Origin of the sequence: Kribbella sp. NPDC051137, from assembly GCF_040682535.1 — a bacterium.
Classification (GTDB): Bacteria; Actinomycetota; Actinomycetes; order Propionibacteriales; family Kribbellaceae; genus Kribbella; species Kribbella karoonensis.
In genome coordinates this window covers 595,968-617,526 of the sequence record NZ_JBFBBI010000004.1, presented here as the reverse complement: position 1 = coordinate 617,526, position 21,559 = coordinate 595,968, and the positions used below count along the sequence as shown (strand labels likewise).

18 protein-coding genes are annotated in these 21,559 nt (G+C 70.6%); 5 read left to right on the top strand and 13 right to left on the bottom strand.

Annotated elements, in window-relative coordinates; genetic code table 11:
* Positions 1-11: 11 nt before the first annotated feature.
* Together AB0M51_RS24155 and AB0M51_RS24150 are read left to right on the top strand one after the other, a co-directional pair.
* Entirely contained in the window at positions 12-746 is a 735-nt protein-coding gene (locus AB0M51_RS24155) for an SDR family NAD(P)-dependent oxidoreductase (protein WP_344195142.1), read from the top strand.
* Positions 736-1,482, top strand: a complete 747-nt coding sequence (locus AB0M51_RS24150) for a TioE family transcriptional regulator (protein ID WP_344195144.1) — start codon at positions 736-738, stop codon at positions 1,480-1,482. The genes AB0M51_RS24155 and AB0M51_RS24150 overlap by 11 nt, the downstream gene beginning before the upstream one ends.
* Here the strand turns inward: AB0M51_RS24150 and AB0M51_RS24145 are convergent.
* Positions 1,433-3,001, bottom strand: coding sequence for an adenylate/guanylate cyclase domain-containing protein (locus AB0M51_RS24145; protein WP_344195174.1), 1,569 nt, complete (start codon positions 2,999-3,001; stop codon positions 1,433-1,435). The two genes, AB0M51_RS24150 and AB0M51_RS24145, sit on opposite strands and share 50 nt — an antisense overlap.
* 128 nt (positions 3,002-3,129) lie before the next feature.
* Between AB0M51_RS24145 and AB0M51_RS24140 the strand changes: the two genes are divergently transcribed.
* Entirely contained in the window at positions 3,130-4,896 is a 1,767-nt protein-coding gene (locus AB0M51_RS24140) for a M1 family metallopeptidase (RefSeq protein WP_344195176.1), read from the top strand.
* Between the two features lie 24 nt (positions 4,897-4,920).
* Here AB0M51_RS24140 and AB0M51_RS24135 read toward each other — a convergent pair whose 3' ends face one another.
* On the bottom strand, positions 4,921-5,781 hold the full coding sequence (locus tag AB0M51_RS24135) for a GNAT family N-acetyltransferase (RefSeq protein WP_344195178.1): 861 nt from the start codon (positions 5,779-5,781) through the stop codon (positions 4,921-4,923).
* Between the two features lie 84 nt (positions 5,782-5,865).
* Between AB0M51_RS24135 and AB0M51_RS24130 the strand changes: the two genes are divergently transcribed.
* Positions 5,866-6,546 carry a GntR family transcriptional regulator gene (locus AB0M51_RS24130; RefSeq protein ID WP_344195180.1) on the top strand — a complete coding sequence of 227 codons (681 nt, stop codon included), beginning with the start codon at positions 5,866-5,868 and terminating at the stop codon, positions 6,544-6,546.
* Here the strand turns inward: AB0M51_RS24130 and AB0M51_RS24125 are convergent.
* The 7 genes from AB0M51_RS24125 to AB0M51_RS24095 all read right to left on the bottom strand — a co-directional run bounded on the left by AB0M51_RS24125 (position 6,528) and on the right by AB0M51_RS24095 (position 14,332).
* A complete protein-coding gene (locus tag AB0M51_RS24125) occupies positions 6,528-8,279 on the bottom strand; it encodes a gamma-glutamyltransferase (protein WP_344195182.1) in 1,752 nt (583 codons plus the stop codon). The genes AB0M51_RS24130 and AB0M51_RS24125 overlap by 19 nt on opposite strands.
* A complete protein-coding gene (locus AB0M51_RS24120) occupies positions 8,276-9,259 on the bottom strand; it encodes an ABC transporter ATP-binding protein (RefSeq protein ID WP_344195184.1) in 984 nt (327 codons plus the stop codon). Before AB0M51_RS24120 ends, AB0M51_RS24125 begins: the two co-directional genes overlap by 4 nt.
* Positions 9,260-10,228, bottom strand: coding sequence for an ABC transporter ATP-binding protein (locus tag AB0M51_RS24115; protein ID WP_344195186.1), 969 nt, complete (start codon positions 10,226-10,228; stop codon positions 9,260-9,262).
* Positions 10,225-11,103 carry an ABC transporter permease gene (locus tag AB0M51_RS24110; protein WP_344195188.1) on the bottom strand — a complete coding sequence of 293 codons (879 nt, stop codon included), beginning with the start codon at positions 11,101-11,103 and terminating at the stop codon, positions 10,225-10,227. The genes AB0M51_RS24115 and AB0M51_RS24110 overlap by 4 nt, the downstream gene beginning before the upstream one ends.
* Positions 11,103-12,056 carry an ABC transporter permease gene (locus tag AB0M51_RS24105; RefSeq protein ID WP_344195190.1) on the bottom strand — a complete coding sequence of 318 codons (954 nt, stop codon included), beginning with the start codon at positions 12,054-12,056 and terminating at the stop codon, positions 11,103-11,105. The genes AB0M51_RS24110 and AB0M51_RS24105 overlap by 1 nt, the downstream gene beginning before the upstream one ends.
* A complete protein-coding gene (locus AB0M51_RS24100) occupies positions 12,053-13,726 on the bottom strand; it encodes an ABC transporter substrate-binding protein (RefSeq protein ID WP_344195192.1) in 1,674 nt (557 codons plus the stop codon). The genes AB0M51_RS24105 and AB0M51_RS24100 overlap by 4 nt, the downstream gene beginning before the upstream one ends.
* Positions 13,727-13,837: 111 nt before the next feature.
* Positions 13,838-14,332 (bottom strand): N-acetyltransferase, encoded by a 495-nt coding sequence (locus AB0M51_RS24095; RefSeq protein WP_344195194.1) that lies wholly within the window; start codon positions 14,330-14,332, stop codon positions 13,838-13,840.
* 170 nt (positions 14,333-14,502) lie between these two features.
* Here AB0M51_RS24095 and AB0M51_RS24090 point away from each other — a divergent pair, with 170 nt between their 5' ends.
* Entirely contained in the window at positions 14,503-15,192 is a 690-nt protein-coding gene (locus AB0M51_RS24090) for a DUF4232 domain-containing protein (protein ID WP_344195196.1), read from the top strand.
* A gap of 1 nt (position 15,193) precedes the next feature.
* Here AB0M51_RS24090 and AB0M51_RS24085 read toward each other — a convergent pair whose 3' ends face one another.
* From AB0M51_RS24085 to AB0M51_RS24070, 4 genes are all read right to left on the bottom strand, one after another.
* Positions 15,194-16,336: an SWIM zinc finger family protein gene (locus tag AB0M51_RS24085; RefSeq protein ID WP_344195198.1), complete on the bottom strand. Its 1,143-nt coding sequence runs from the start codon at positions 16,334-16,336 to the stop codon at positions 15,194-15,196.
* Positions 16,333-19,191: a DEAD/DEAH box helicase gene (locus AB0M51_RS24080; RefSeq protein WP_344195200.1), complete on the bottom strand. Its 2,859-nt coding sequence runs from the start codon at positions 19,189-19,191 to the stop codon at positions 16,333-16,335. The genes AB0M51_RS24085 and AB0M51_RS24080 overlap by 4 nt, the downstream gene beginning before the upstream one ends.
* 103 nt (positions 19,192-19,294) lie before the next feature.
* Complete coding sequence (locus tag AB0M51_RS24075; RefSeq protein ID WP_344195202.1) at positions 19,295-19,486, bottom strand: hypothetical protein; 192 nt, start codon at positions 19,484-19,486, stop codon at positions 19,295-19,297.
* A gap of 16 nt (positions 19,487-19,502) precedes the next feature.
* Positions 19,503-21,422 (bottom strand): ABC transporter ATP-binding protein, encoded by a 1,920-nt coding sequence (locus tag AB0M51_RS24070; protein WP_363750825.1) that lies wholly within the window; start codon positions 21,420-21,422, stop codon positions 19,503-19,505.
* Positions 21,423-21,559 lie beyond the last annotated feature (137 nt).

Here is a 21,559-nt window from a genome sequence, read left to right as displayed (position 1 = left end):
GACTGGCCAGCATGAGTCGGGTTGTGCTGGTCACCGGAGGAAGCCGCGGGATCGGGGCGGCCGCAGCGCTCGCGCTGGCCGCGGACGGTTGGGACGTCGGCGTGAACTACCGGACGCAGGCCGACGAGGCCGCGCGGGTCGTGAAGGCGTGCGAGGAACGCGGCCGCCGGGCGGTCGCCGTACAGGCCGACGTGGCCGAGGCGGACCAGGTCGAGCGGCTCTTCGACAACGTGACGGCCGAGCTCGGCCCGATCGGCGCCGTGATCAACAACGCCGGCGTGGTCTCGCCGTCCGGCCGGGTCGCGGAGTACGACGCCGCGCGCCTCGAGCGGGTGTTCCGGATCAACTCGGTCAGCGCCTTCCTGGTCGCCGGCGCCGCGGTACGGCGGATGTCCACGGCGTACGGCGGGAACGGCGGCGTCATCGTCAACGTCTCGTCGCGCGCCGCGGTGCTCGGGTCGGCGGGGGAGTACGTCGACTACGCCGCGAGCAAGGCCGCCGTGGACGCCTTGACGGTCGGTCTGGGCAACGAGGTCGCGAAGGAAGGCGTCCGCGTGCTCGGCGTCCGTCCCGGCCTGATCGAGACCGACATCCACGAGCCGGGCCGGCTGGACCGGATCGGCACGACCCCGCCGCTGGCCCGCCCGGGGAAGGCGGCGGAGGTCGCCGAGGTGATCGCGTTCCTGGCGTCGGATCGTTCGTCGTACATGACCGGGTCGACCGTTGACGTCGCCGGTGGCCGCTAAGAAGGCGCTGCGCCCGGTCGATCTGGCCCGTCGCGCCGGGGTCTCGACCCAGCTCGTCCGCAACTACGAGGCGGACGGGATCCTGCCGCCGTCGCCGCGGTCGGAGAGCGGGTACCGGCAGTACGGCCCGGAGCATGTGCAGGCGCTGCTGACGTACCGGGCGCTGGCACCGGGCTTCGGTGCCGAGACGGCGACCGCGATCATGCGCGCCGTCCTCAACGGCGACGAGGCGCTCGCGTACAGGCTCGTCGACGCGGCGCATGCCGCGCTGCACGAGCAACGGCAGGCGACCGATGCCGCGAGCGATGCGCTCGCGGCGTTGGCGGCGGAGTACGTCGACGAGCACCCGGTGACCGGTCCGTCGCTGCTGGTGGGGGAGCTTGCGCACCGGCTGGGCATCCGCCCGTCGGCCCTCCGCGTCTGGGAGGCCGCCGGCCTGCTGGCGCCGACACGCGAGCCGGGGACGAAGTACCGCCGCTACGGCCCGGAGGAGGTGCGGGACGCGCGCATCATCCACATGCTGCGCCAGGGCCGGTACTACTTCGAGCAGATCAGGCCCGTCCTCGACGGACTACGCCGTACCGGCAGCACCGAGGCGCTCCGGACCGCGATCGCCGAACGCCGCGCCGCACACGACCGGCAGACCAAGGCGATGCTGTACGGCGCCGCCCTGCTGCATCAGCTGATCACTGAGGGACCGCGAGCCGCGTCGGCACCGACCGTCCCCGCACCGTGACCAGGTCGCTCTGCCGCCACTGATCCGACTCGTCCGATTCCGCCTTCTCGACCGCGGTCATCGACGCGATCAGCCGCCCGGGTACGGTCTTCGCGAGCTCACTCAGCCGCGCCGCCTCGTTCACCGGGTCACCGATCACCGTGTACTCGTGCCGCCGTACGTCGCCCACCGTGCCGGCCACCACGATGCCCGCGGTGATCCCCAGCCCGGCCGTTGCCTCAGGCAACTCCTCGGCCAGCCGCCGGGCCAGCTCCCGGCCCGCGGTGAGCGCGCTGCCGGCCGGATCGGGCAGCTCGGCCGGCGCCCCGAAGATCGCCAGCGCCGCGTCGCCGGCGAACTTGTTCACGAACCCGCCCTGCCGGTCCACCTCGGCGACCACGATCGCGAAGAACCGGTTGAGCAGCTGCACCACCTCGCCGGGCGGCCGCTGTGCGGCCAGCTCGGTCGATCCGACCAGGTCGACGAACAGGACGGCGGCGAACCGCTCCTCGCCGCCGAGGCTGTCGCTGGTCAGGGCCTCCCGCACGACGCCGGGGCCGACGTACCGCCCGAAGACGTCGCGGATCCGCTCGCGTTCGCGCAGTCCGTCGGTCATCCGGTTGAACCCGGCCTGCAGCGACCCCAGCTCGGTACCGTCGAAGACCGGGATGGTGACGTCCAGCCGGCCCTCGCCGATCAGACTGAGCGCGTCCCGCACCGAGCGGACCGGAGCCACCACCGACTTCGCCGACAACCAGGTGAGCAGGTATCCGTTGCCGAGCGCCACGATGCCCAGGGCAAGGATCACGACGGCCATCCGGGTCGTGGTCACGTCTCCCTCGATCAGCGCGAGGACGGCGGCCAGCATCAGGCCCGCGACCGGTACGGCGGACCCGACCGCCCAGAAGAACAGCGTCCGCGCCTTCAACCCGGCCGCGAGCAGCCGCCGCGGAGGCGACGAGTCGGCCAGCGCCCGCGCCGCGACCGGACGGAGCGCGAACTCGGTGAGCAGGTACGACACCGAGCAGGTGATGATCGCGCCGTCGATCACGGTCAGTGCGACGCGCAGCGCGTTCGCGGGCTGCAGCATCAGCGTCATCACGGTGAAGAACACGGCCGCGACCAGCCAGAGCAGCACCTCGATCAGCGTCAGCCGGAGCGGCAACTGCAGCGTGGCGATCTGTTCCTGCCGGGTGGCCGGCCGGCCCAGCTCGGTCCAGCGCGTCACGCGCCGGGTCAGCCGCCGGCTCCAGACACAGCCGATCGTCATCGCGACCAGGAAGTACGCCGGGATCACGACCGCGTCGAGGAGCTGCAGCTGGTCGACGAGCGACGGACCGGGCAGCACGAAGACAGCCAGCACGAACACGACCAGCGCGCCGATCAGGTTGGTGCCGATCGAGAACGTGGTCATCAGGATCTGCAACCGGATCCGCAGCCGCCGGGTGCTCTGGTCGGCCGGCCCGAGCAGCCAGGACCCGAACGGGCGCCGGTTGAGCACCAACTCAGGATTGCCGTGGGCTGTCCGCTGGATGGTCATAGGCCCTAGTCTGCCAAGTCAGTACCGAAGCAGGGTTTTGGCACGTTGGTGCGGGTGGCCCAGATTGGCCGCCCGAACCGGTCCGGACGTGGGTACTGTTCCCCGGACGCCTCACCCGGGAGCTTCCCTTGACGCACGATCGCCACTCCTATGCCGAGCCGGAGCGGGTCCGGACGACCCACCTGGAGCTCGACCTCGCGCTCGACTTCGGTCAGCAGGTGCTGTCCGGCAGCGCGACGCACACGCTCGCCTGGACGGAGGCCGGGGACCGGCTGGTCCTGGACACCCGCGACCTCACCGTGACCGGTGTCGAGGGGCAGACCGACGACGGCTGGGAGCCGCTCGAGTACACCCTCGCCGACGCCGATCCGGAGCTCGGTTCCGCTCTGACGATCGTCACCGCGGGTCACCCCCGGGTGAAGGTGGGCTACCGGACCGCGCCGACCGCGAGCGGACTGCAGTGGCTGGAGCCGGCGATGACCGCCGGTGGCGTGCTGCCGTTCATGTTCAGCCAGTCGCAGGCGATCCACGCCCGCAGCTGGGTGCCGCTGCAGGACACTCCGAGCGTCCGGTTCAGCTACGCCGCGCACGTGACGGCGCCGCCGGAGCTGATGGTCCTGATGAGCGCCGACAACGGTACGACGTCCCGCCGGACCGGCTCGTACGACGTGGTGATGCCGGAGCCGATCCCGTCGTACCTGCTCGCGATCGCCGCCGGTGATCTGGTGTTCGAGCCGCTCGGCGAGCGCTCCGGGGTGTGGGCCGAGCCCGCGACCGTCCGGAAGGCCGCGACCGAGTTCGCCGACACCGAGGAGATGATGCGGGTCACCGAGGAGCTCTTCGGTCCGTACCGCTGGGGCCGCTACGACCTGCTCGTGCTCCCGCCGTCCTTCCCGTACGGCGGGATGGAGAACCCGCGGATGACGTTCGCGACGCCGACCGTGGTGATCGGCGACAAGTCGCTGGTCAGCGTGATCGCGCACGAGCTCGCGCACAGCTGGTCGGGCAACCTGGTCACCCAGGACAGCTGGGACGACATCTGGCTCAACGAGGGCTTCACGTCGTACGTCGAGAACCGGATCGTCGAGGCCGTGTACGGGACCGAGTTCTCGGTGATGGAGACCGCGATCAAGCAGCACGCGACCGTGGTGAAGCTGGACCCGCTGACACCGGCCGAGCTCGCGGTCGAGCTGCCCGGGCTGCACCACCGGTCCGAGTACCACGGGACGACGTCGACCGGGCCGCTCAAGGGGTCGTGGTTCCTGTCCTGGCTGGAGCAGCGGTTCACGCGGGAGGTGTTCGACCCGTTCCTGCGCGGGTACTTCGACCGGTTCGCGTTCCGCAGCATCAACACCGACGATTTCGTCGACCACCTGCGCGAGCACCTGATCGCGCCGCATCCGGACGTGGTGACCGACGAGGAACTGGCCGCGTGGCTGTACGAGCCGGGCATTCCGGCGTTCGCGGAGCGGGCGGTCTCGGTGCGGTTCCAGATCGTGGACGAGGCACGCAGTACGTGGCTGACGACGGGTGAGCTGCCGCACGGCGCCGAGCGGTGGACGACGCAGGAGTGGCTGCGGTTCCTGGACGCGGCTCCCGACGTCCTGAGCCCGGTGCTACTGCAGCAGCTGGACCGTGCGTTCGGTCTGACCGGTACGGCGAACGGAGAGATCGCGCGCCGCTGGTACCAGATCGTCGCGGCGAGCAGCTACGAGGCGGCCTACGCCGAGATGGCCGAGTTCCTGACCAAGGTGGGCCGGATGAAGCTCGTCCTGCCCGTCTACCAGGCCCTGGCCGGCACCGACCGCGCCTTCGCCGCCGAGGTCTTCGCCAAGGCCCGCCCCGGCTACCACCCGATCACCACAGCAGCCGTACAGAAGATCCTCGGGCAGTAGCTCCAGGTCGAGTTACAGGTCCGGTTACAGGTCCAGCTTGCGGCGGTGGACCTGGAGTCGGGGGCGGTAACCCAGGTGGTCGTTGGTGCGGCGCATCGGCGTGTTGGTGTCGACGGTGTCGGTGAGGAGGCCGTCGAGGTCGGGGAAGCGGCGTCGGGTCTCGTGGATCTGGGCTGCTTTCATCCACAGCGCCAGCCCGCGGCCGCGGTGCTCCGGGAGGACAGCGGTGCCGTACAGCTGGCCGTCCCCCTTCCCGTCACCCGGTACGACGACCTCGGTGAAGCCGGCCATCCGCCCGGTGCCGTCGAGCGCGGCGACGACGTACAGGTGGTCGCCGCGCTGCTCGATCAGCCGCGCGGCGTGCCGGGTCCGATCGACGTCCCACACGTCGACTCCGGACGAGATGGACCCCGACGGTGCGTCGGCCATCCCGGCCCGCGCGTCGGTGAACGTCTGCACGAGATCCTCCGGCGCGACGCCCTCCCACGACACCAGCCGGTACCCGGGCACCGCCGGTACGTCGGGGGTCCGCTGCGCGAGGTCGAGCCGCGCGTAGATCAGCGTCAGGCCGATCTCGAAACCTTGGTGCTGCAGGAACCGGTCACCCACCGACCCGGCGTCGGCGTCGCTGATCAGCGTCCGTACGCCGTGGTCCCGGGCGCCGCCGGCGGCCGCGCCGAGCAGCATCGTGCCGATGCCGTGCCGCCGTTCGGCCGGATGCACGTTCAGCTCGAACTCGGCGAGATGCGAGTGCGTACTGCGGCTGTCGAGGCGGAGGAACGCCGAACCGGCCGGCGTACCGTCGGCGTGCGCGGCCAGCCACGCGATCCGGCGGCTCAACGGACGGTAGTCGGGGTCGGTCAGGGGAATCAGTCTGATGGTCAAGCCGTCAACATAACGCGGCACCGGACCACGTGCCGAGGCCCGGGGGATCGGCTACCGTGACGCGGAACAGGAGAGGAGCCTCGGGTGCGGGAGCTGGACGGGACACGGCCGGTTCGGACGGTCGGCGCCGATCATGTCGCGCTGCGCGAGCAGGTGCTCACGGAACTGCGGCGGCGGATCGTCGACGGCGAGTACCGCGAGGGTGAACGGCTGACCGAGCTGCGGGTCGCGGAGGACTTCGGGGTGTCACGCAATCCCGTCCGCGAAGCGCTGCGCGTGGTCGAGGCCGAGGGGTTCGTGGAGATCCTGCCGCGGCGCGGCGCCGTGGTCGCGACGCTCGACGAGACGGCGGTGCGGGACCTGTTCGCGGTCCGGGAGCAGTTGGAGACGCTCGCCGCCGGGCTGGCGGCGGAGCGCGCGACGCCGGCCGGGATCGCCGGGTTGCGCGCGCTGATCGACGAGGCGGCCGCGGCGACCGCGGGCGGGGACCTCGACCGGGTCGCCGAGCTGAACAGCGACTTCCACCGGGCGGTCATCGACGTCAGCGGGAACCGCTGGCTGCAGTCGATGTCCGCCGCGATGTACCACCACGTCCACTGGGTCTTCCGCGCCGGCGCCGCCCACCGAGCCCCGCACTCCCTCGACGAACACACCCGCCTCGTCGACGCCATCGAAGCAGGAAACGCTGACGAAGCAACCAAAGCCGCTCGCCTCCACGTGCAGGCAGCGGCCACAGCAGCCCTGGTTCAGCGGCCGACGGCGTAGCCCTGCATGCCGCGGGGGTTGGCGGCGGCTGCCAGCACTCCATCGGGTTCTTTGCGTACGGCGCACAGCCGGCCGAGGCTCCACGGATCCGACTCGGTGACGACGTGCCCGCGCCGTACCAGCTCGTCCCGGATCCCCGCCCCGACCCGGCTCTCGAGCACCAACCCGCCCGGTTCCGTCGTCCGCGGGTAGAACGACGACGGGAACCCGGTCGTGTGCCAGGCCGGCGCGTCGATCGCCTCCTGCAGATCGGCACCCGCACCGAGATGCCGCAACAAGAACAGCAGCTGCCACTGATCCTGCTGGTCCCCGCCCGGCGAACCACAAGCCATCACCGCGGCACCGTCCCGCAACACCAACGTCGGCGTCAGCGTCGTCCGCGGCCGCTTGCCCGGCGCCAGCGAGGCCGGCAAACCCTCCTCCAGCCAGAACATCTGGGCCCGGCTCCCGAGACAGAACCCGAGCTCCGGGATCGTCGGCGACGACTGCAACCACCCGCCGCTCGGCGTCGCCGAGATCATGTTCCCCCACCGGTCCACGACGTCGACATGACACGTGTCGCCCCGCGTCTCGCCGACCGCCGACACGGTCGGCTCGCCGGTCGTCGCATCACCCGTCTCGTGGCCGGTAGCAATCGACGGCAGCACCGGCGTACGCCCGTCCGGCCGTCCCGGGCGAAGCTCCAGCGAAGCGTCCGCCCCGACCAGCTTCGCCCGCTCGGCCGCGTACGCGGGGGAGAGGAGCGTCTCCAGCGGTACGTCGGCGCCGTCGCCGTACCACGCCTCGCGATCGGCGTACGACAGCTTCATCACCTCGACCGTCGTGTGCACACCCTCCGCACTGTCGAGGTCGACCTCGCCGAGCGCCGCGAGCACCGCGAGTGACTGCAGCAGTCCCGGGCCCTGGCCCCACGGACCGGTCTTCGCGACCGTGTACCCGTTCCAGTCGTAGGTCGCCGGGTCCTCCCAGCTCGCCTGGAACGCGGCCATGTCCGCGCCGGTGATCAGGCCGCCGTGATCCTCCCCGCTGGAGTCCCGGTGCGGGATCCGCGAGAACTTGTCGACCGCCTCCGCGACGAACCCCTCCCGCCACGCCTTCCGGGCCCGCTCGATCTGCTCCTGGCGGTCGGCGCCCGTCGCCTCGCGGACCAGCCGCTCGAGAGTGTCGGCGTACACCGGGTTGCTGAACCGGCCTGTCACCGGCCGCCCGTCCTTCAGCCAGAGCGCCGCCGACGTCGGCCAGTGCTGCTCGAACAGCTCCTGCACGGTCCCGATCGTGTCCGCGATCCGCGGTACCAGCGGATGCCCGTTCCGCGCGTACTCGATGGCCGGCTCGAGTACGACGCTGAGCGGCAGCGTGCCGTGGTCACGCAGGAGGAGCAGCCAGGCGTCGACCGCACCGGGAACGGTCGCCGCGAGCGGACCCGATCCGGGGACGAGGGCGAGCCCGAGCGACCGGTAGTGCTCGATGGTCGCACCCGCCGGCGCGACACCCTGCCCGCACAGCACCCGTGGCGCCGGGTCGTCCGCGGTCGCGATGATCGCCGGTACCTCACCGCCGGGCCCGTTGAGGTGCGGCTCGACCACGTGCAGCACGAACCCGGCGGCGGCACCCGCGTCGAACGCGTTCCCACCGAGCTCGAGGATCCGCATCGCCGACTGCGACGCGAGCCAGTGCGTGGACGAGACCATCCCGAACGTGCCGCGCAGCGTCGGGCGGGTGGTGAAGGTCATCGGGCAGCTCCTTGGGTTGTTCGTACGTCCGGTCCGGTGCCGTCGTCGTTCACGAGGTGGCAGGCCACCTGGTGTCCACCTTCGCCGATCGTGCGCGGTTCCGGCACGACCGTCCGGCATGTGTCCACCGCGACCGGGCATCGGGTGTGGAAACGACAGCCGGGCGGCGGGTCGATCGCGGACGGGAGGTCGTCACCGAGCAGGACCGGACGCCGGGTGCGCTGCTCGACCGGATCGGGAACGGGCGCCGCGGACAGCAGTGCCTGCGTGTAGGGGTGTGCCGGGTGGCCGAAGATCCGCCCACGCGGACCCTGCTCGACGAGCTGACCGAGGTACATGACCGCGACCTCGTCGGCGAGGTACTCGACCGCGGACAGGTCGTGCGTGATGAACAGACACGCGAACCCGAGGTCCCGCTGCAGGTCGGCCAGCAGGTTCAGTACGGCGGCCTGCACGGACACGTCGAGCGCACTGGTCGGCTCGTCCGCGACGAGCAGCCGCGGCTCGGAGATCAGCGCACGGGCGATGCTGACGCGCTGCCGCTGACCGCCCGACAGCTCGTGCGGTGCCCGCTGTGCGACCTCGGGCCGCAGACCGACCCGGCGCAGCGCTTCGGCGACCTTCGCCTGGACGCCTTTCCGGAGCTGTTGCAGCCGGAGCGGCTCGCCGACGATGTCGCCGACGGACAGCCGCGGATCCAGTGACCCGGCGGGGTCCTGGAACACGATCGACACGTTGCGGCGATGCGGGCGGAGCCGGCGGCGGTTGAGGTGGGTGATGTCGGCGCCGCCGAGCCTGACTGTGCCGCCGGTCGGTTCGAGCAGCCGGACGACGCAGCGGCCGACGGTCGACTTGCCGGAGCCGCTCTCGCCGACGAGCGCGACCACGGATCCTTCGCGGATCCTGAGCGTGATCCCGTCGACGGCACGGACGGGCCCGAAGTGCATGACCAGGTCCTCGACTTCCAGGGCGTCATCCATTCAGACCTCCACTCGGGCGTTCCAGCAGGCCACGCGATGCGGGCCGTCACTCAGCGCGGGCTGGGACGTCGTACAGGTGTCGAGTACGCGCGGGCAACGGTCGGCGAACGTGCAGGCGTCGGGCTGCTCGGTGAGCACGGGCACGAGGCCGGGAATCTCGTTCAGCCGCTGCGATTCCGCGGACCGGGCGGCCGCGGGCGACGCTCCGAGCAGCCCGGCCGTGTACGGGTGCCGCGGGTGCGCGAACAGCTCGTGTACGTCGGCCGTCTCCACCACGCGTCCGGCGTACATCACCGCGACCCGGTCGGCGAGGTCCGCGACCACGCCGAGGTCGTGCGTGATCAGTACGATGCTCGTCCCGAGCCGTTCCCGGAGCCCTCGCAGCACGTCGAGGATGCCGGCCTGGATCGTGACGTCGAGCGCGGTCGTCGGCTCGTCGGCGATCAGCACCTTCGGGTCGCAGGCGACGGCCATCGCGATCATCACGCGCTGCCGCATTCCGCCGGACAGCTGATGTGGATAGTCGCCGATCCGGCGCTCGGCGGACGGGATGCCGACCAGCTTGAGCAGTTCGACCGCGCGGTCGCGGGCGGCCTGGCGGCTGAGGCCGACGTGGGTGCGCAGTACCTCGCTGATCTGGTGGCCGACGGTGAAGACCGGGTTCAGCGAGGTCATCGGCTCCTGGAAGATGTACGCGACCTCCCGGCCGCGGACCGACCGCAGGGTGCGCTTGCCGGCGCCGATCAGCTCGGTGCCGTCGAGGACGACGGAGCCGGTGACTGTGGCAGTCCGGGGAAGCAGGCCGGCGATGCTCATCGCGGTGACGCTCTTCCCGCAGCCCGACTCACCGACGACCGCGAGTACTTCGCCGTCGCCGAGCTCGAGGCTGACCCGGTCGACCGCGGACAGCGGCCCGTCCTCCGTCCGGAAACTGACCGAGAGTTCGTGGAGGGTCAGGACAGGTCTCATCGGCGGCTCGCCTTCGGGTCGAGGGCGTCGCGGAGGCTGTCACCGACGATGTTGAAGGCCAGGGTGAGCAGCATGATCGCGACGCCGGGCATCACCGCGGCCCACGGCGCCCGGGACGCGAACTGCTGCGCGTCCGCCAGCATCGTGCCGAGGCTGGGCGCCGGCGGCTGGATGCCGAGGCCGAGGAACGACAGCACCGCCTCGCCGAGGATCGCCGCCGGGATGCCGACCGTCGCCTGCACGATGATCGCGGACCCGGCGTTCGGCAGTACGTGCCGGCCGAGCACCCAGGCGTCACCGGCACCCTCGACGAGCGCCGCGGCGACGAAGTCGAGCGACTTCAGCCGGAGCGTCTCGGACCGGACGATCCGGATCATGCCGGGGATCTGCGCGATCCCGATCGCGATCGCGGCGTTCCCCAGGCTCGCACCGCGGATCGCCGCCAACCCGACGGCGAGGATCAGGAACGGGAACGCCAGCACCAGATCGGTCAGCCGGGAGATCAGCGCGTCGACCGTCCGGAAGTACCCGGCGATCAGCCCCAGCGGTACGCCGACCACGAGCGAGAACGCGACCGCGAGCAGCCCGACGTGCAGGGATGCGCGGAGCCCGAACATGATCCGGGACAGCACGTCGCGGCCGAGGTCGTCGGTGCCGAGCAGATACCCGGCCGTTCCCGGTGGCGCGAACGCCTGGTCGAGGTGGTTCTGGGTCGGCTCGTGCGGTGCGAGCCAGTTCGCGAACACCGCGAGGACGACCGCGATCGCGAGGACGGCCAGCCCGGTGAGGGCCAGTGGATTGTGGACAATCCGGCGAACCACCCGCCGGCGATTGCTGCGCACCGGGGCCGGTGTGATTGCTTCCGCGACGGCCATCAGCCTTCACCTCGCACTCGGATGCGCGGATCGATGACGGAGTACAGCAGGTCGACCAGCAGATTGATGACGATGTACGCCGTCGCCGTGACCAGGACGACCGCCTGGATGACCGGGTAGTCGCGCTGGAACACCGCGTCCACGGTCAGCTTGCCGAAACCGGGGAGCGCGAAGATCCGCTCGGTGACGACCGCGCCGGAGATCAGCGCCCCGAGCTGCAGCCCGACGATCGTCACCACCACGATCAGACTGTTGCGCAAGGCATGCTTTCCTACGACGGCCTTGGGCGGGAGGCCTTTCGCCTCCGCCGTCCGGATGTAGTCGGCCGACAAGGCGTCGAGCATCGACGACCGGGTCTGCCGCATGATCACCGCGGCCAGGCCGGTGCCGAGGATCAGCGACGGCAGGATCAGGTGGTGCAGGTTCGCGATCGGGTTGCTGAAGAACGGCACGAAGCCGGACGCCGGGAAGAGGCCGAGGGCGACGGACAGGTACAGGATCGCCATCAACCCGAGCCAGAAGTGCGGCACCGACAGGCCGAGCAGCGCGAGCCCGTTCGCGGCCCACTCCGCCGGCCGTCCACGCCGTACGGCGGCGATCACGCCGGCGCCGACGCCGATCACGCCGGCGATCAGGATCGCCAGCACCGACAGCTCGATCGTCACCGGCAACGCGCTGACGATCATCGACCGGACCGGCGCACCGGTCCGGATCGACTGCCCGAGGTCCCCGCGCGCCGCGTGACTGACGAACTGCCAGAACTGGACCAGCCAGGACTGGTCGAGCCCGTACTGCTGCCGGATCGCCCGCAACGACTCCGGATCCCGGTCCTCGCCGGCCAGCGCCAGCGCGGGATCCCCCGGCAGCGCCCGCACTCCGGCGAATACCACGATCGTCGCGAGCACGAGCGTCACCGCCGACTGCCAGAGCCGCCCGAGCAGGTACCGCCTCACTTCGCGAATCCCGCGAACGCGGTGCGGATCACCCCGTCGGGGTAGACCTGGATGCCGAGCAGCTTCTTCGAGACGCCGGTCAGGTTGCGCTGGCGGTACAGGTAGATGATCGGGTCGTCCTGCTGGAGCTTGCCGACGACCTGGCCGTACAGCTGCACCCGCTTCGCCTGGTCGGTGGACTCGCGGGCCTGGGTGAGGAGATTGTCGACGTCAGGGTTGCTGTAGCCGGAGACGTTCTGGCTGCCGGTGGTGCCGACGAAGTTGTAGATGTTCGCGTCCGGGTCCACGCGGCCGGACCAGCCGAGCTGCAGCAGCTCGAAGTCGCCGCGGTCCTGCTGGTCGAGCAGTGCGGCGTACTCCACCGGCTTGATGACCAGGTCGAACCCGCCCTCCTTCACCATGCCCTGCAGCGCCTGCGCCAGGCGAAGGCTGTCCGGGTTGTTGGACGTGATCATCTCGACCTTGTACGGCGTACTCACGCCGGCGTCGGCGAGCAGCTGCTTCGCCTTCGCCGGATCGTGGCCCGGGCACACCTGCGCCGCGTCCGAGGTGAACTCGCTCTTGGGTGAGATCGGCGAGCAGGCGACCGTGTTCAGCCCGTTGAAGATCGACTTCACCAGTGCCTCGCGGTCGATCGACAACGCGAGCGCCTGCCGGACCTTCGGGTTCTTCGCGAGCGGGCTGTCCAGCGGTTTCAAGGCATTGCCGACGCCGTTCGCGTTGGCGATGTTGATCGTCAGGCCTTGGTACCCGAGCGACTGCGACTGCAGGACGCTGACCGCGGAGTCCTTCTGCAGCTCGGGCGCGTCCTGTGTGGACAGCGAGTCCGCGACCTGCGCGTCACCCGACTTCAGGTTCGCGGACCGGATGCTCGAGTCGGTGATGATCCGGTACTCGATCGCGTCCAGGTGCACCTTGGCCGCGTCGTAGTACTGCGGGTCCTTGACCACCTTGATCGAGTTCTGCGCGACCCGGCTGGCGAACTTGAACGGGCCGACGCAGACCGGCGCGTTGGAGAAGTTCGCGCCGAGTTTCGCGACCGCCGCCGGGCTGAGCACCATGCCGGCCCGGTCGGCGAGCGCCGCGGTCAACGGGGCGAACGGCTTCGAGAGCTTGATGACGACGGTCTGCGGGTTCGGTGTCTCGATCGACGTGATCGGGCCGAGCTCGCTCTTCCGGGCGGACCCGGCCAGCGTCAGATGCCGGTTCAGCGAGATCTTCACGGCGTTCGCGTCGAAGGTGCCGCCGTCGGCGAACTTCACGCCCTGCTTGAGCGGGATCGTCAGGCTGCGCCCGTCCGCCGAGACGGTCGGCAACGCGGTGGCGAGCTGCGGGACGATCTTCGCGTCCGGGTCGAGGTCGTACAGCTTCTCGCACATCGTGTGGAAGACGTAGCGCGAGTACAGGCTGCGGGACAGCGTCGGGTCGAGCTTGTCCGGATCCGCGGAGAGCGCGACCGTCAACGTCCCGCCCTGCTTGACCTGCGCCGCGTCGGCCGCCTCCCCGACGGCGTCCTTCCCGGCGGACGACGCGCCTCCCGACGGGCTGTCGCCGGCGGGCTGGACCGGCGAGCACGCCGTACCGGTCAGAACCAGCGCGACCACGGCCGCGCCGGCTCCGATCGGTGTCCGGCGGCAGATGAATCGGTTCAGTGCGAGTCGACGAGTCATCGCATGCTCCTGTGTAGGCGGGGTACTGTCGACTGTTTCATGTATACAAGGAGCGTGCGCAAGTGATTCGGCGAGTTTGAGTGAACCTTTTACGACCTGCCGCCGGGACGGTCAGACCGTGACCGGATAGGTCAGGTCCCCTTGAGGTACGGCACGGTCGCCGAGGGCGAGCGCCATCAGGTTCGGACCGTCGTACTGCGGGTGATGGACGCCGAACTCGGTCGCCTGCCGGAAACCGAACCGCGGGTAATACTCCGCGTGTCCGAGGACGACGACGGCAGGCTCCACGCGGTCACGCGCCGTCGCGAGCGCGGCCCGCACGGCCGCGCCACCGGCTCCCTGACGCTGGTACGCCGGCAGTACGGCGACCGGCCCGAGGGACAGGACCGGTACGTCGCCGATGTGACAGCGGGTGAGCAACGCATAGGCCACCGGCCGGTCCTCGGGGGTAGTGGCAACGAACATCAGCCCGGGGATCCAGGCGGCCGGGTCGGCACGGTGCGCGTCGAGGAAGTCGACCTCGAACTGGCGGCCGAAGGCCTCGCGGGTCAGTGCACGAAGGATTTCGAGGTCGGACGGAGTCTCGACACGGGTGTTCCAGGACAACGGAATTTCCTTCCGGAGAAGCGGATGAGGTGAATGATCGAAGGCGCTGCCGGACGTGCCGCAGCGCGGTCCTGCCGGGTCATCAACTCACCTCCCTCTCCGAAGTCGGACCAACTTTAGCCGAGGACGGGGCGTCAATCATGCGAGTTTGTCGACCGAGGGGAACTGTCATGAACGTTGTCGCCCGGGGGAACCGTCAAGGTCTCGGCAACTGGAGAACGTACGTCCTGGGAGCGGGTCTCACCGCCGCGCTCCTGACGGCCGCCGCGTGCGGCGCGAACGACACGTCGTCGGACGGCAACAAGCCGTCGGACCAGCGAAGCACCACACCGTCGGCGAGCAGCACACCGTCGTCCAGCGCGACACCGTCGGCGACCAAGTCCACCAGCAGAACCACGTCGGCGACCGAGCCGGTCGACGACTCCGCCGACCTGTGCGTGATGGCGGACCTGACCTTCAAGGTCACGGACTACGACGCACCGGGCGAACACGTCCGCCACCTGATGCTCGTCGCCACCAACAACGGTGCCAAGAAGTGCGCCGTGCAGAGCTACCCCGTCATCATGCTCGGCGACGCCCAGCGCCCCGCCCCGGTGATGGCCGGCGGCGCGGACGAGGTGGTCACCCTCGCCCCGGGCGAGAAGGCGTACGCCGGCATCCTCGCCACCGGTGGCCACATGGACACCTACACCGTGAAGTTCATGACCGTCGGCCTCGGCAGCCCCGGCGGCGAGACCGAGCCGGAGCAGCCGGTGAAGGTGAAGATGCCGGTCACCTCGTTCGAGGCCGACGACGGCCAGCGCGTCACGGACTGGGCCGGCACCGAGGGGCTGGCGATGCGCCCGGTGACCGAGTCCTGACCTACCACTCGACGACGAGAGCGTCCTTGGACGGCGGTCCGCTCGGCGTCCAGACGCCGTCGAGCAGCCGGTACGGGTGCCACCGACCCTCACGGTCGAGCCGCAGCTGCGTGTCCGGACCGAGCGTCAACCGGTTGCCCGACACGGTGACGACCACCTCGTCGTCGGCTGCCTGAAGCTCGGTCCGCGCCCGGTTCACCTCCGCGGCGTCAGGCGCCCAAGTGTGTTCCAGTACGTCGAGACCGGGCGCCCCGCCGTACCGCCAGGCTTGGATGCCGAGGGCAACGTCTTCGCCGGCGTCGAGCTGGGGGAAGTCGGCGGCCAGCCGGACCGTGTCCTGCCACTCGTCGAGGTGCTGGGGTACGGCGGTGTTGTGCAGCAGCGCGTTCAGGATCGAGCGGGCCCGCCGGGCCGCGTCCAGAACGAGCAACTGGAACGTCGCCGGGCCGAACCCGTCGGGTGGCTCGATCCCCGCGACGGCGAGCTGATCGATCGTGACCTTGGCAGGCAGTCCCGGCGGCTCGGGCAGCTCGGCGGTCGGAGTCGTGACGACGTCGGCGATCGGGACGCCTGCCTCGACGGGACGGGTCGACGAGTCCTGCAGCTCGTCGAGGAGCGCCTCGCGGGTCCGCCCGCGGAGCAGGAGCAGGACGAACGGATCCGCGTCGAGGAGCCACGCGACCTGGTAGCAGAGCGCCGCCGCGTGCTGGCAGGGGAGCTCCCACGCGTCGCACGTACAGCTCGGATCGAGGTCGCCGATCCCCGGCAGCAGCGTGACACCCGCGTCCGACGCCGCCTCGACCAGGCTGTGCGGCATCTCGCCGTCGAGCAGCGCCGCGATATGTCCGGCGCGGGCGGCGACCTGCTCCTGGAACCGGAGCCAGTCGTCGGCGCTCAGCTCGTCGACGCGGACGGCGGACTCGTAGGTGTCCTCGGGGGAGTAGACGGTGGCGGTGATCCGGCCCGGGCTGATCGTGATCGTGCCGACCTGGCCGGAGTTCGCGTACCGACGGCCCCTGCGGAGCTGGTCGTTGTCCAGCGACGTGTCCTCGAGCGCCTGCACCCAGGCCTTCGCCCACCACGAGCGTCCGCGGGTACTGCGCTGCTGCGCGGAGAACGCCGGGAACCCCTGCGCGGCGGTCATCGTGCACCTCCGCGCAGCTCGACGAGATCGGCCAGCTCGGTGTCGGAGAGCTCGGTGAGTGCCGCCTCCCCGCCGGACAGCACCGCCGCGGCGAGCTCACGCTTGGTGGCGAGCATGCCGGCGATCCGGTCCTCGATGGTGCCCTCGGCGATCAAGCGGTGCACCTGCACCGGCCGGGTCTGCCCGATCCGGTACGCGCGGTCGGTGGCCTGGTCCTCGACCGCCGGATTCCACCAGCGGTCGTAGTGCACGACATGTTCGGCGCGGGTCAGGTTCAGCCCGGTGCCGGCCGCCTTCAGCGACAGCAGGAACACCGGCACCTCACCCGCTTGGAAGCGGTCGACCATCTCCTCGCGCTGCGGCACCGGCGTACCGCCGTGCAGCAGCTGGGTGCCGATGCCACGCTCGGCCAGGTGCCGCTCGAGCAGCCGAGCCATCGCGACGTACTGCGTGAACACCAGCACCGCGCCGTCCTCGGCGAGGATCGTCTGCAGCAGCTCGTCGAGGAGTTCGAGCTTGCCGGACCGGCCCGTGAGCCGCGCGTCCCCGGGCTCCTTGAGGTACTGCGCCGGGTGGTTACAGATCTGCTTCAGCCCGGTCAGCAGCTTCACGATGAGCCCGCGGCGCGCCATCCGGTCGCTCGCCCGGACCTCCTCCATCAGCTCGCGGACCGTTGCCTCGTACAACACGACCTGCTCACGGGTCAGTGACACCGGCTGATCGGTCTCGGTCTTCGGCGGCAGCTCCGGCGCGATCCCCGGGTCGGACTTCTTCCGGCGCAGCAGGAACGGCCGGACGAGCTTCGCCAGCCGGGCGGCGACCTCCTCGTCCTTGTCCGCCTCGATCGGCGTCGCCCACTGGTTGCGGAACGACCCGAGCCGGCCGAGCAGCCCGGGCGTGGTCCAGTCGAGGACCGCCCACAGCTCGGAGAGGTTGTTCTCGACCGGAGTACCGGTCAGCGCGACCCGCGCTTTCGCCGGAACGGTCCGCAGCGCCTTCGCCGTACCGGACGAGGGGTTCTTCACGTGCTGCGCCTCGTCGGCGACGACCAGCGCCCACGGATGCGCCGCCAGCCGTACGGCGTCGCGGCGGAGCGTGCCGTATGTCGTGAGGACGAAGCCGTCCTGCGCCTCGTCGAGCGAGCGGGAGGTGCCGTGGAAGCGGCGTACCGGCGTATCAGGGGCGAACCGGCGGACCTCGCGCTCCCAATTGCCGAGCAGCGACGCCGGACAGACGACAAGCGTCGGGCCGGCGGTGTCCTCGGACTGCTGGCGGTGCAGGTGCAGCGAGATCAGCGTGATCGTCTTGCCGAGGCCCATGTCGTCGGCGAGGCAGCCGCCGAGACCGAGTGACGTCATCCGGGAGAGCCAGCGCAGACCGCGGAGCTGATAGTCGCGCAGGGTCGCCTCGAGACCTGGCGGGGCTTCGATCGGGTCGTCGGCACGGTCCGGGTCGGCGATCCGGGCGCGGAGGTCGTCGAGCCACTTGGCCGGGGTGACCGTGATCTGCCGGCCGTCGATCTCGGTGCTGCCGGTGAGCGCGACGCCGAGCGCGTCGATCGCGGTGACGGGCTTGAGGATCCGCTCGCGGGCCTTGCGGGCCAGCTCGGGGTCGATCAGCATCCACTGGTCGCGGAGCCTGACCACCGGGCGCGTGGACTCCGCGAGCTGGTCGAGCTCCTCGGCGGTCAGCGGGTCGTCCCCGACGGCGATCTGCCAGCTGAAGTCGAGCGTCCGATCGCCCTGGAAGAACCCGGGCAGGTCGCTGGGCGGACCGTCGGCGGAGGTGATCGCGGCGCGCGCGGTGAGCGACCGCGCGAGGCTGCGCGGCCAGTGCACGTCCACACCGGCCGCCGCGAGCCGCTGTGCCGAGCCGGCCAGCAGATCGGCGACCTCCTCGTCGGCGAGCTCCATCCGATCCGGTACGGCGGACTCGAGCAGCTGACCGAGCGGCCGCCAGACCCGCGCCGCCCGGCGGATCGCCAGCGTCGCGTCGATCCGCGCCCGCGGACCGAACCCCGGTACGTCGGTCGACCACACGTCGTCCGCATCGCTGACCAGCGTCGGATCCTTCAAGCTGTGCAGTTGTACGACGGCACCGAACGACTGCTCGGCACCCATCTCGACACGCAACGAGATCCGTACGCCGGCGTCGAGTCCCGCCGACACCTCGTCCGCCCAGCCGCGCAACCGCTCGGCCTTCTGCGGCGCCACCGCCGCGAACAGACTCGTCTGATGCATCTTCGCTGCGGCCGGCGACCGAGGCATCCCGTCCGCCACCGCGTCCAAGAACTCCCGCACCAGAACCTCGGCCACCGGCAACCGCACCCCATGACCCGAGCCACCGCCAAGCGCACCACCTGCACCGGAAGGCGCGGCCGTCCCGCTGGTGGGAGGGGCGGTCAGCGGGAGAGCCCGGGCGGTGAGGGGCATGGACTCGGCGAGGTCGAGGATGCGGGTGACGTCGTCCGGGTCCAGCGGTCCGACACGCCAGGCGTCGTGGCCGGCGGGGGAGACGCCGGGCAGGAGCTTGCCGCGCGCAACCAACTGCAGGGCGACCAGTGACGCGGCGCCCCAGAACGCGGCCGACGGATGCGCACCGGGTGCCCGCCGCAGCCGCCCGAGCACCGGCACTGCCTCCGCGATCGGCACCTCGATCGCCCGGACGGTACGCAACTGCCCGTCCCACCGGCCCGCGTCTTCCGGCACCGCGAGCCTCAGGTCGACCTGCTGTCCGAGACCGAGGGGGAGTGGATCACCGGCCGGGTCCCAGAACGCCAACTGGCTTGTGCGTGGTGGATCGGACGGCCGGAACACCACTGCGTATCCGGCGAGTTCCTGTCCTGCGCCCAGCACCCCGTGAACCTCCGCGTCGATTCGGAACAACAGACAACCCCACGCATCCTCCCTCACCGCACAAGGCGGTTTCCGGAGAAGGCGATGTCAGGACACGGCGGCTTCAGGCAGGCGCCTGGATCCCGGGCAGCTTGCCGTCGCCTTCGCAGGTGCGGCACTCCTCGAGCACCCAGGCCGTGGCCGCAGGTCCGGTCGGGCGGTTGCCCTGCAGATGAACGATCCCGCGGGCGATCCGGATCCCTCCGCTGCCGTCACAGGTCGGGCAAATGGTGTTGATCGTCCCCTGCTCGTCCACGCCACAGTCTCTCCGGTCAGCCCGCCGATGACAAAGCGTCCGCACCGTGCCCGGCCGTGTCGTCCTGCCTGTCGTCCTGCGTGTCGTACTGCGTGTCGTACTGCGTCCGGTACAGCTCCTCGTACCGCCCGCCGGCCGCGAGCAGTTCGGCGTGCCGTCCGCGCTCGACGATCCGGCCGCCCTCGATCACCAGGATCTGGTCGGCGGCACGGATCGTGGACAACCTGTGCGCGATGACGACCGCCGTACGCCCGGCAAGCGCCTCGGTCAGTGCCTCCTGGACGGCGGCCTCGTTCGTCGAGTCGAGTGCCGCCGTCGCCTCGTCGAGGATCACGACCCGCGGTTGTGCGAGCAGCAACCGTGCGATCGTCAGCCGCTGCCGCTCGCCGCCGGACAGTCGGTACCCACGCTCACCGACGACCGTGTCCAGCTGATCCGGCAACGACCTGATCAGCTCACCGAGCCGCGCCCGCTCCAACGCGTCCCACAGCTCATCCTCGGCGGCCTCGGGGCGCGCGAGCAACAGGTTCTCCCGGATGGAGTCGTGGAACAGATGCCCGTCCTGCGTCACCATCCCGAGCGTCTGCCGCAACGACTCCGCCGACACGTCCCGGACGTCGGTCCCGGCCAGCCGCACCGCTCCGGAGTCCACGTCGTACAGCCGGGGGATCAGCTGCGCGATCGTCGACTTGCCCGCGCCCGACGACCCGACCAGCGCGACCATCTCGCCGGGCTCCGCGCGGAACGAGACGTCGTGCAGCACCTCGACCCCGCCGCGGGTGTCCAGCTTCGCGACCTCCTCGAGCGACGCCAGCGAGACCTTGTCCGCCGACGGGTACGCGAAGCTCACCCCGTCGAACTCCACGGCGACCGGCCCGTCCGGCACCCGGCCGGCGTCGGGCTTGTCCTTGATCAGCGGCTCCAGGTCCAGCACCTCGAAGACACGCTCGAAGCTGACCAGCGCGGTCATCACCTCGAGCCGCGCACTCGCGAGCGCGGTCAGCGGCGAGTACAGGCGGGTCAGCAGCAGCGCCATCGACACCACCGCACCGGCCTCGAGTTGGTCCCGCAGTGCGAGGAATCCGCCCAGCCCGTACACCACGGCGAGCGCGAGCGCCGACACCAGCGTCAGCGCGGTCACGAAGATCCACTGCACCATCGCGGTCCGGACGCCGATGTCCCGCACCCGCCGCGCCCGGATCGCGAACTCCGCCGACTCTCGGGCCGGTCGCCCGAACAGCTTCACCAGCGTCGCGCCCGGCGCCGAGAACCGCTCGGTCATCTGCGTGCTCATGGTCGCGTTGTAGTTCGCCGCCTCGCGCTGCAGACCGGCCAGGCGCCGCCCGATCCGGCGGGCGGGGACGACGAAGACGGGCAGGATGACCAGTGCGAGCAGAGTGATCTGCCACGACACCGTGAGCATCACCCCGAGGGTCAGCCCGAGCATCACCAGATTGCTCACCACGCCGGACAGCGTGTCGCTGAACGCGCGTTGCGCCCCGATCACGTCGTTGTTCAGCCGGGACACGAGCGCGCCGGTCCGGGTCCGGGTGAAGAACGCGATCGGCATCCGCTGGATGTGGTCGAACACCGCCGTCCGCAGATCCAGGATCAGCCCTTCACCGATCCGCGCCGACAACCACCTGGTCAGCATGCTCAGCCCGGCCTCCGCGATCGCGATCACCGCGATCAGCAGCGAGAGCCGCAGGACGACGCCGACGGCCTTCTTGCCGACGATCGCGTCGACGACGTTGCCCGCCAGCACCGGGGTCGCCACCGCGAGCACCGCGGCGCCGACGCTCAGGACCAGGAACCACACCAGTTGCGTCCGGTGCGGGCGGGCGAACGCCAGGATGCGCCGCAGCGTGGCGCGGGAGAACGGTCTCTTGTCGTCCTGGGCGTGCATCGCGTGGTACAGCGAGTTCCACGCGGTCATTTCCATGCTCACGGCAGTGCTCCGCAGGTCGGGTCGGGCTGGGACCGTCGATGATTCCGTATGCCACCGACAAAACCGACCGTAGGACCTCGACATAACTTGAGGTCAATCTGCTGTCAGTTGAAATCGCGGGGAAA

What these genes read in the sequence shown, in the direction of transcription:
- AB0M51_RS24120 (WP_344195184.1), bottom strand. Translation starts at nt 9,259, where the DNA reads ATGGATGACGCCCTGGAAGTCGAGGACCTGGTCATGCACTTCGGGCCC.
- AB0M51_RS24115 (WP_344195186.1), bottom strand. Translation starts at nt 10,228, where the DNA reads ATGAGACCTGTCCTGACCCTCCACGAACTCTCGGTCAGTTTCCGGACG.
- AB0M51_RS24110 (WP_344195188.1), bottom strand. Translation starts at nt 11,103, where the DNA reads ATGGCCGTCGCGGAAGCAATCACACCGGCCCCGGTGCGCAGCAATCGC.
- AB0M51_RS24100 (WP_344195192.1), bottom strand. Translation starts at nt 13,726, where the DNA reads ATGACTCGTCGACTCGCACTGAACCGATTCATCTGCCGCCGGACACCG.
- AB0M51_RS24085 (WP_344195198.1), bottom strand. Translation starts at nt 16,336, where the DNA reads ATGACCGCCGCGCAGGGGTTCCCGGCGTTCTCCGCGCAGCAGCGCAGT.
- AB0M51_RS24145 (WP_344195174.1), bottom strand. Translation starts at nt 3,001, where the DNA reads ATGACCATCCAGCGGACAGCCCACGGCAATCCTGAGTTGGTGCTCAAC.
- AB0M51_RS24070 (WP_363750825.1), bottom strand. Translation starts at nt 21,422, where the DNA reads ATGACCGCGTGGAACTCGCTGTACCACGCGATGCACGCCCAGGACGAC.
- AB0M51_RS24125 (WP_344195182.1), bottom strand. Translation starts at nt 8,279, where the DNA reads ATGACCTTCACCACCCGCCCGACGCTGCGCGGCACGTTCGGGATGGTC.
- AB0M51_RS24090 (WP_344195196.1), top strand. Translation starts at nt 14,503, where the DNA reads ATGAACGTTGTCGCCCGGGGGAACCGTCAAGGTCTCGGCAACTGGAGA.
- AB0M51_RS24155 (WP_344195142.1), top strand. Translation starts at nt 12, where the DNA reads ATGAGTCGGGTTGTGCTGGTCACCGGAGGAAGCCGCGGGATCGGGGCG.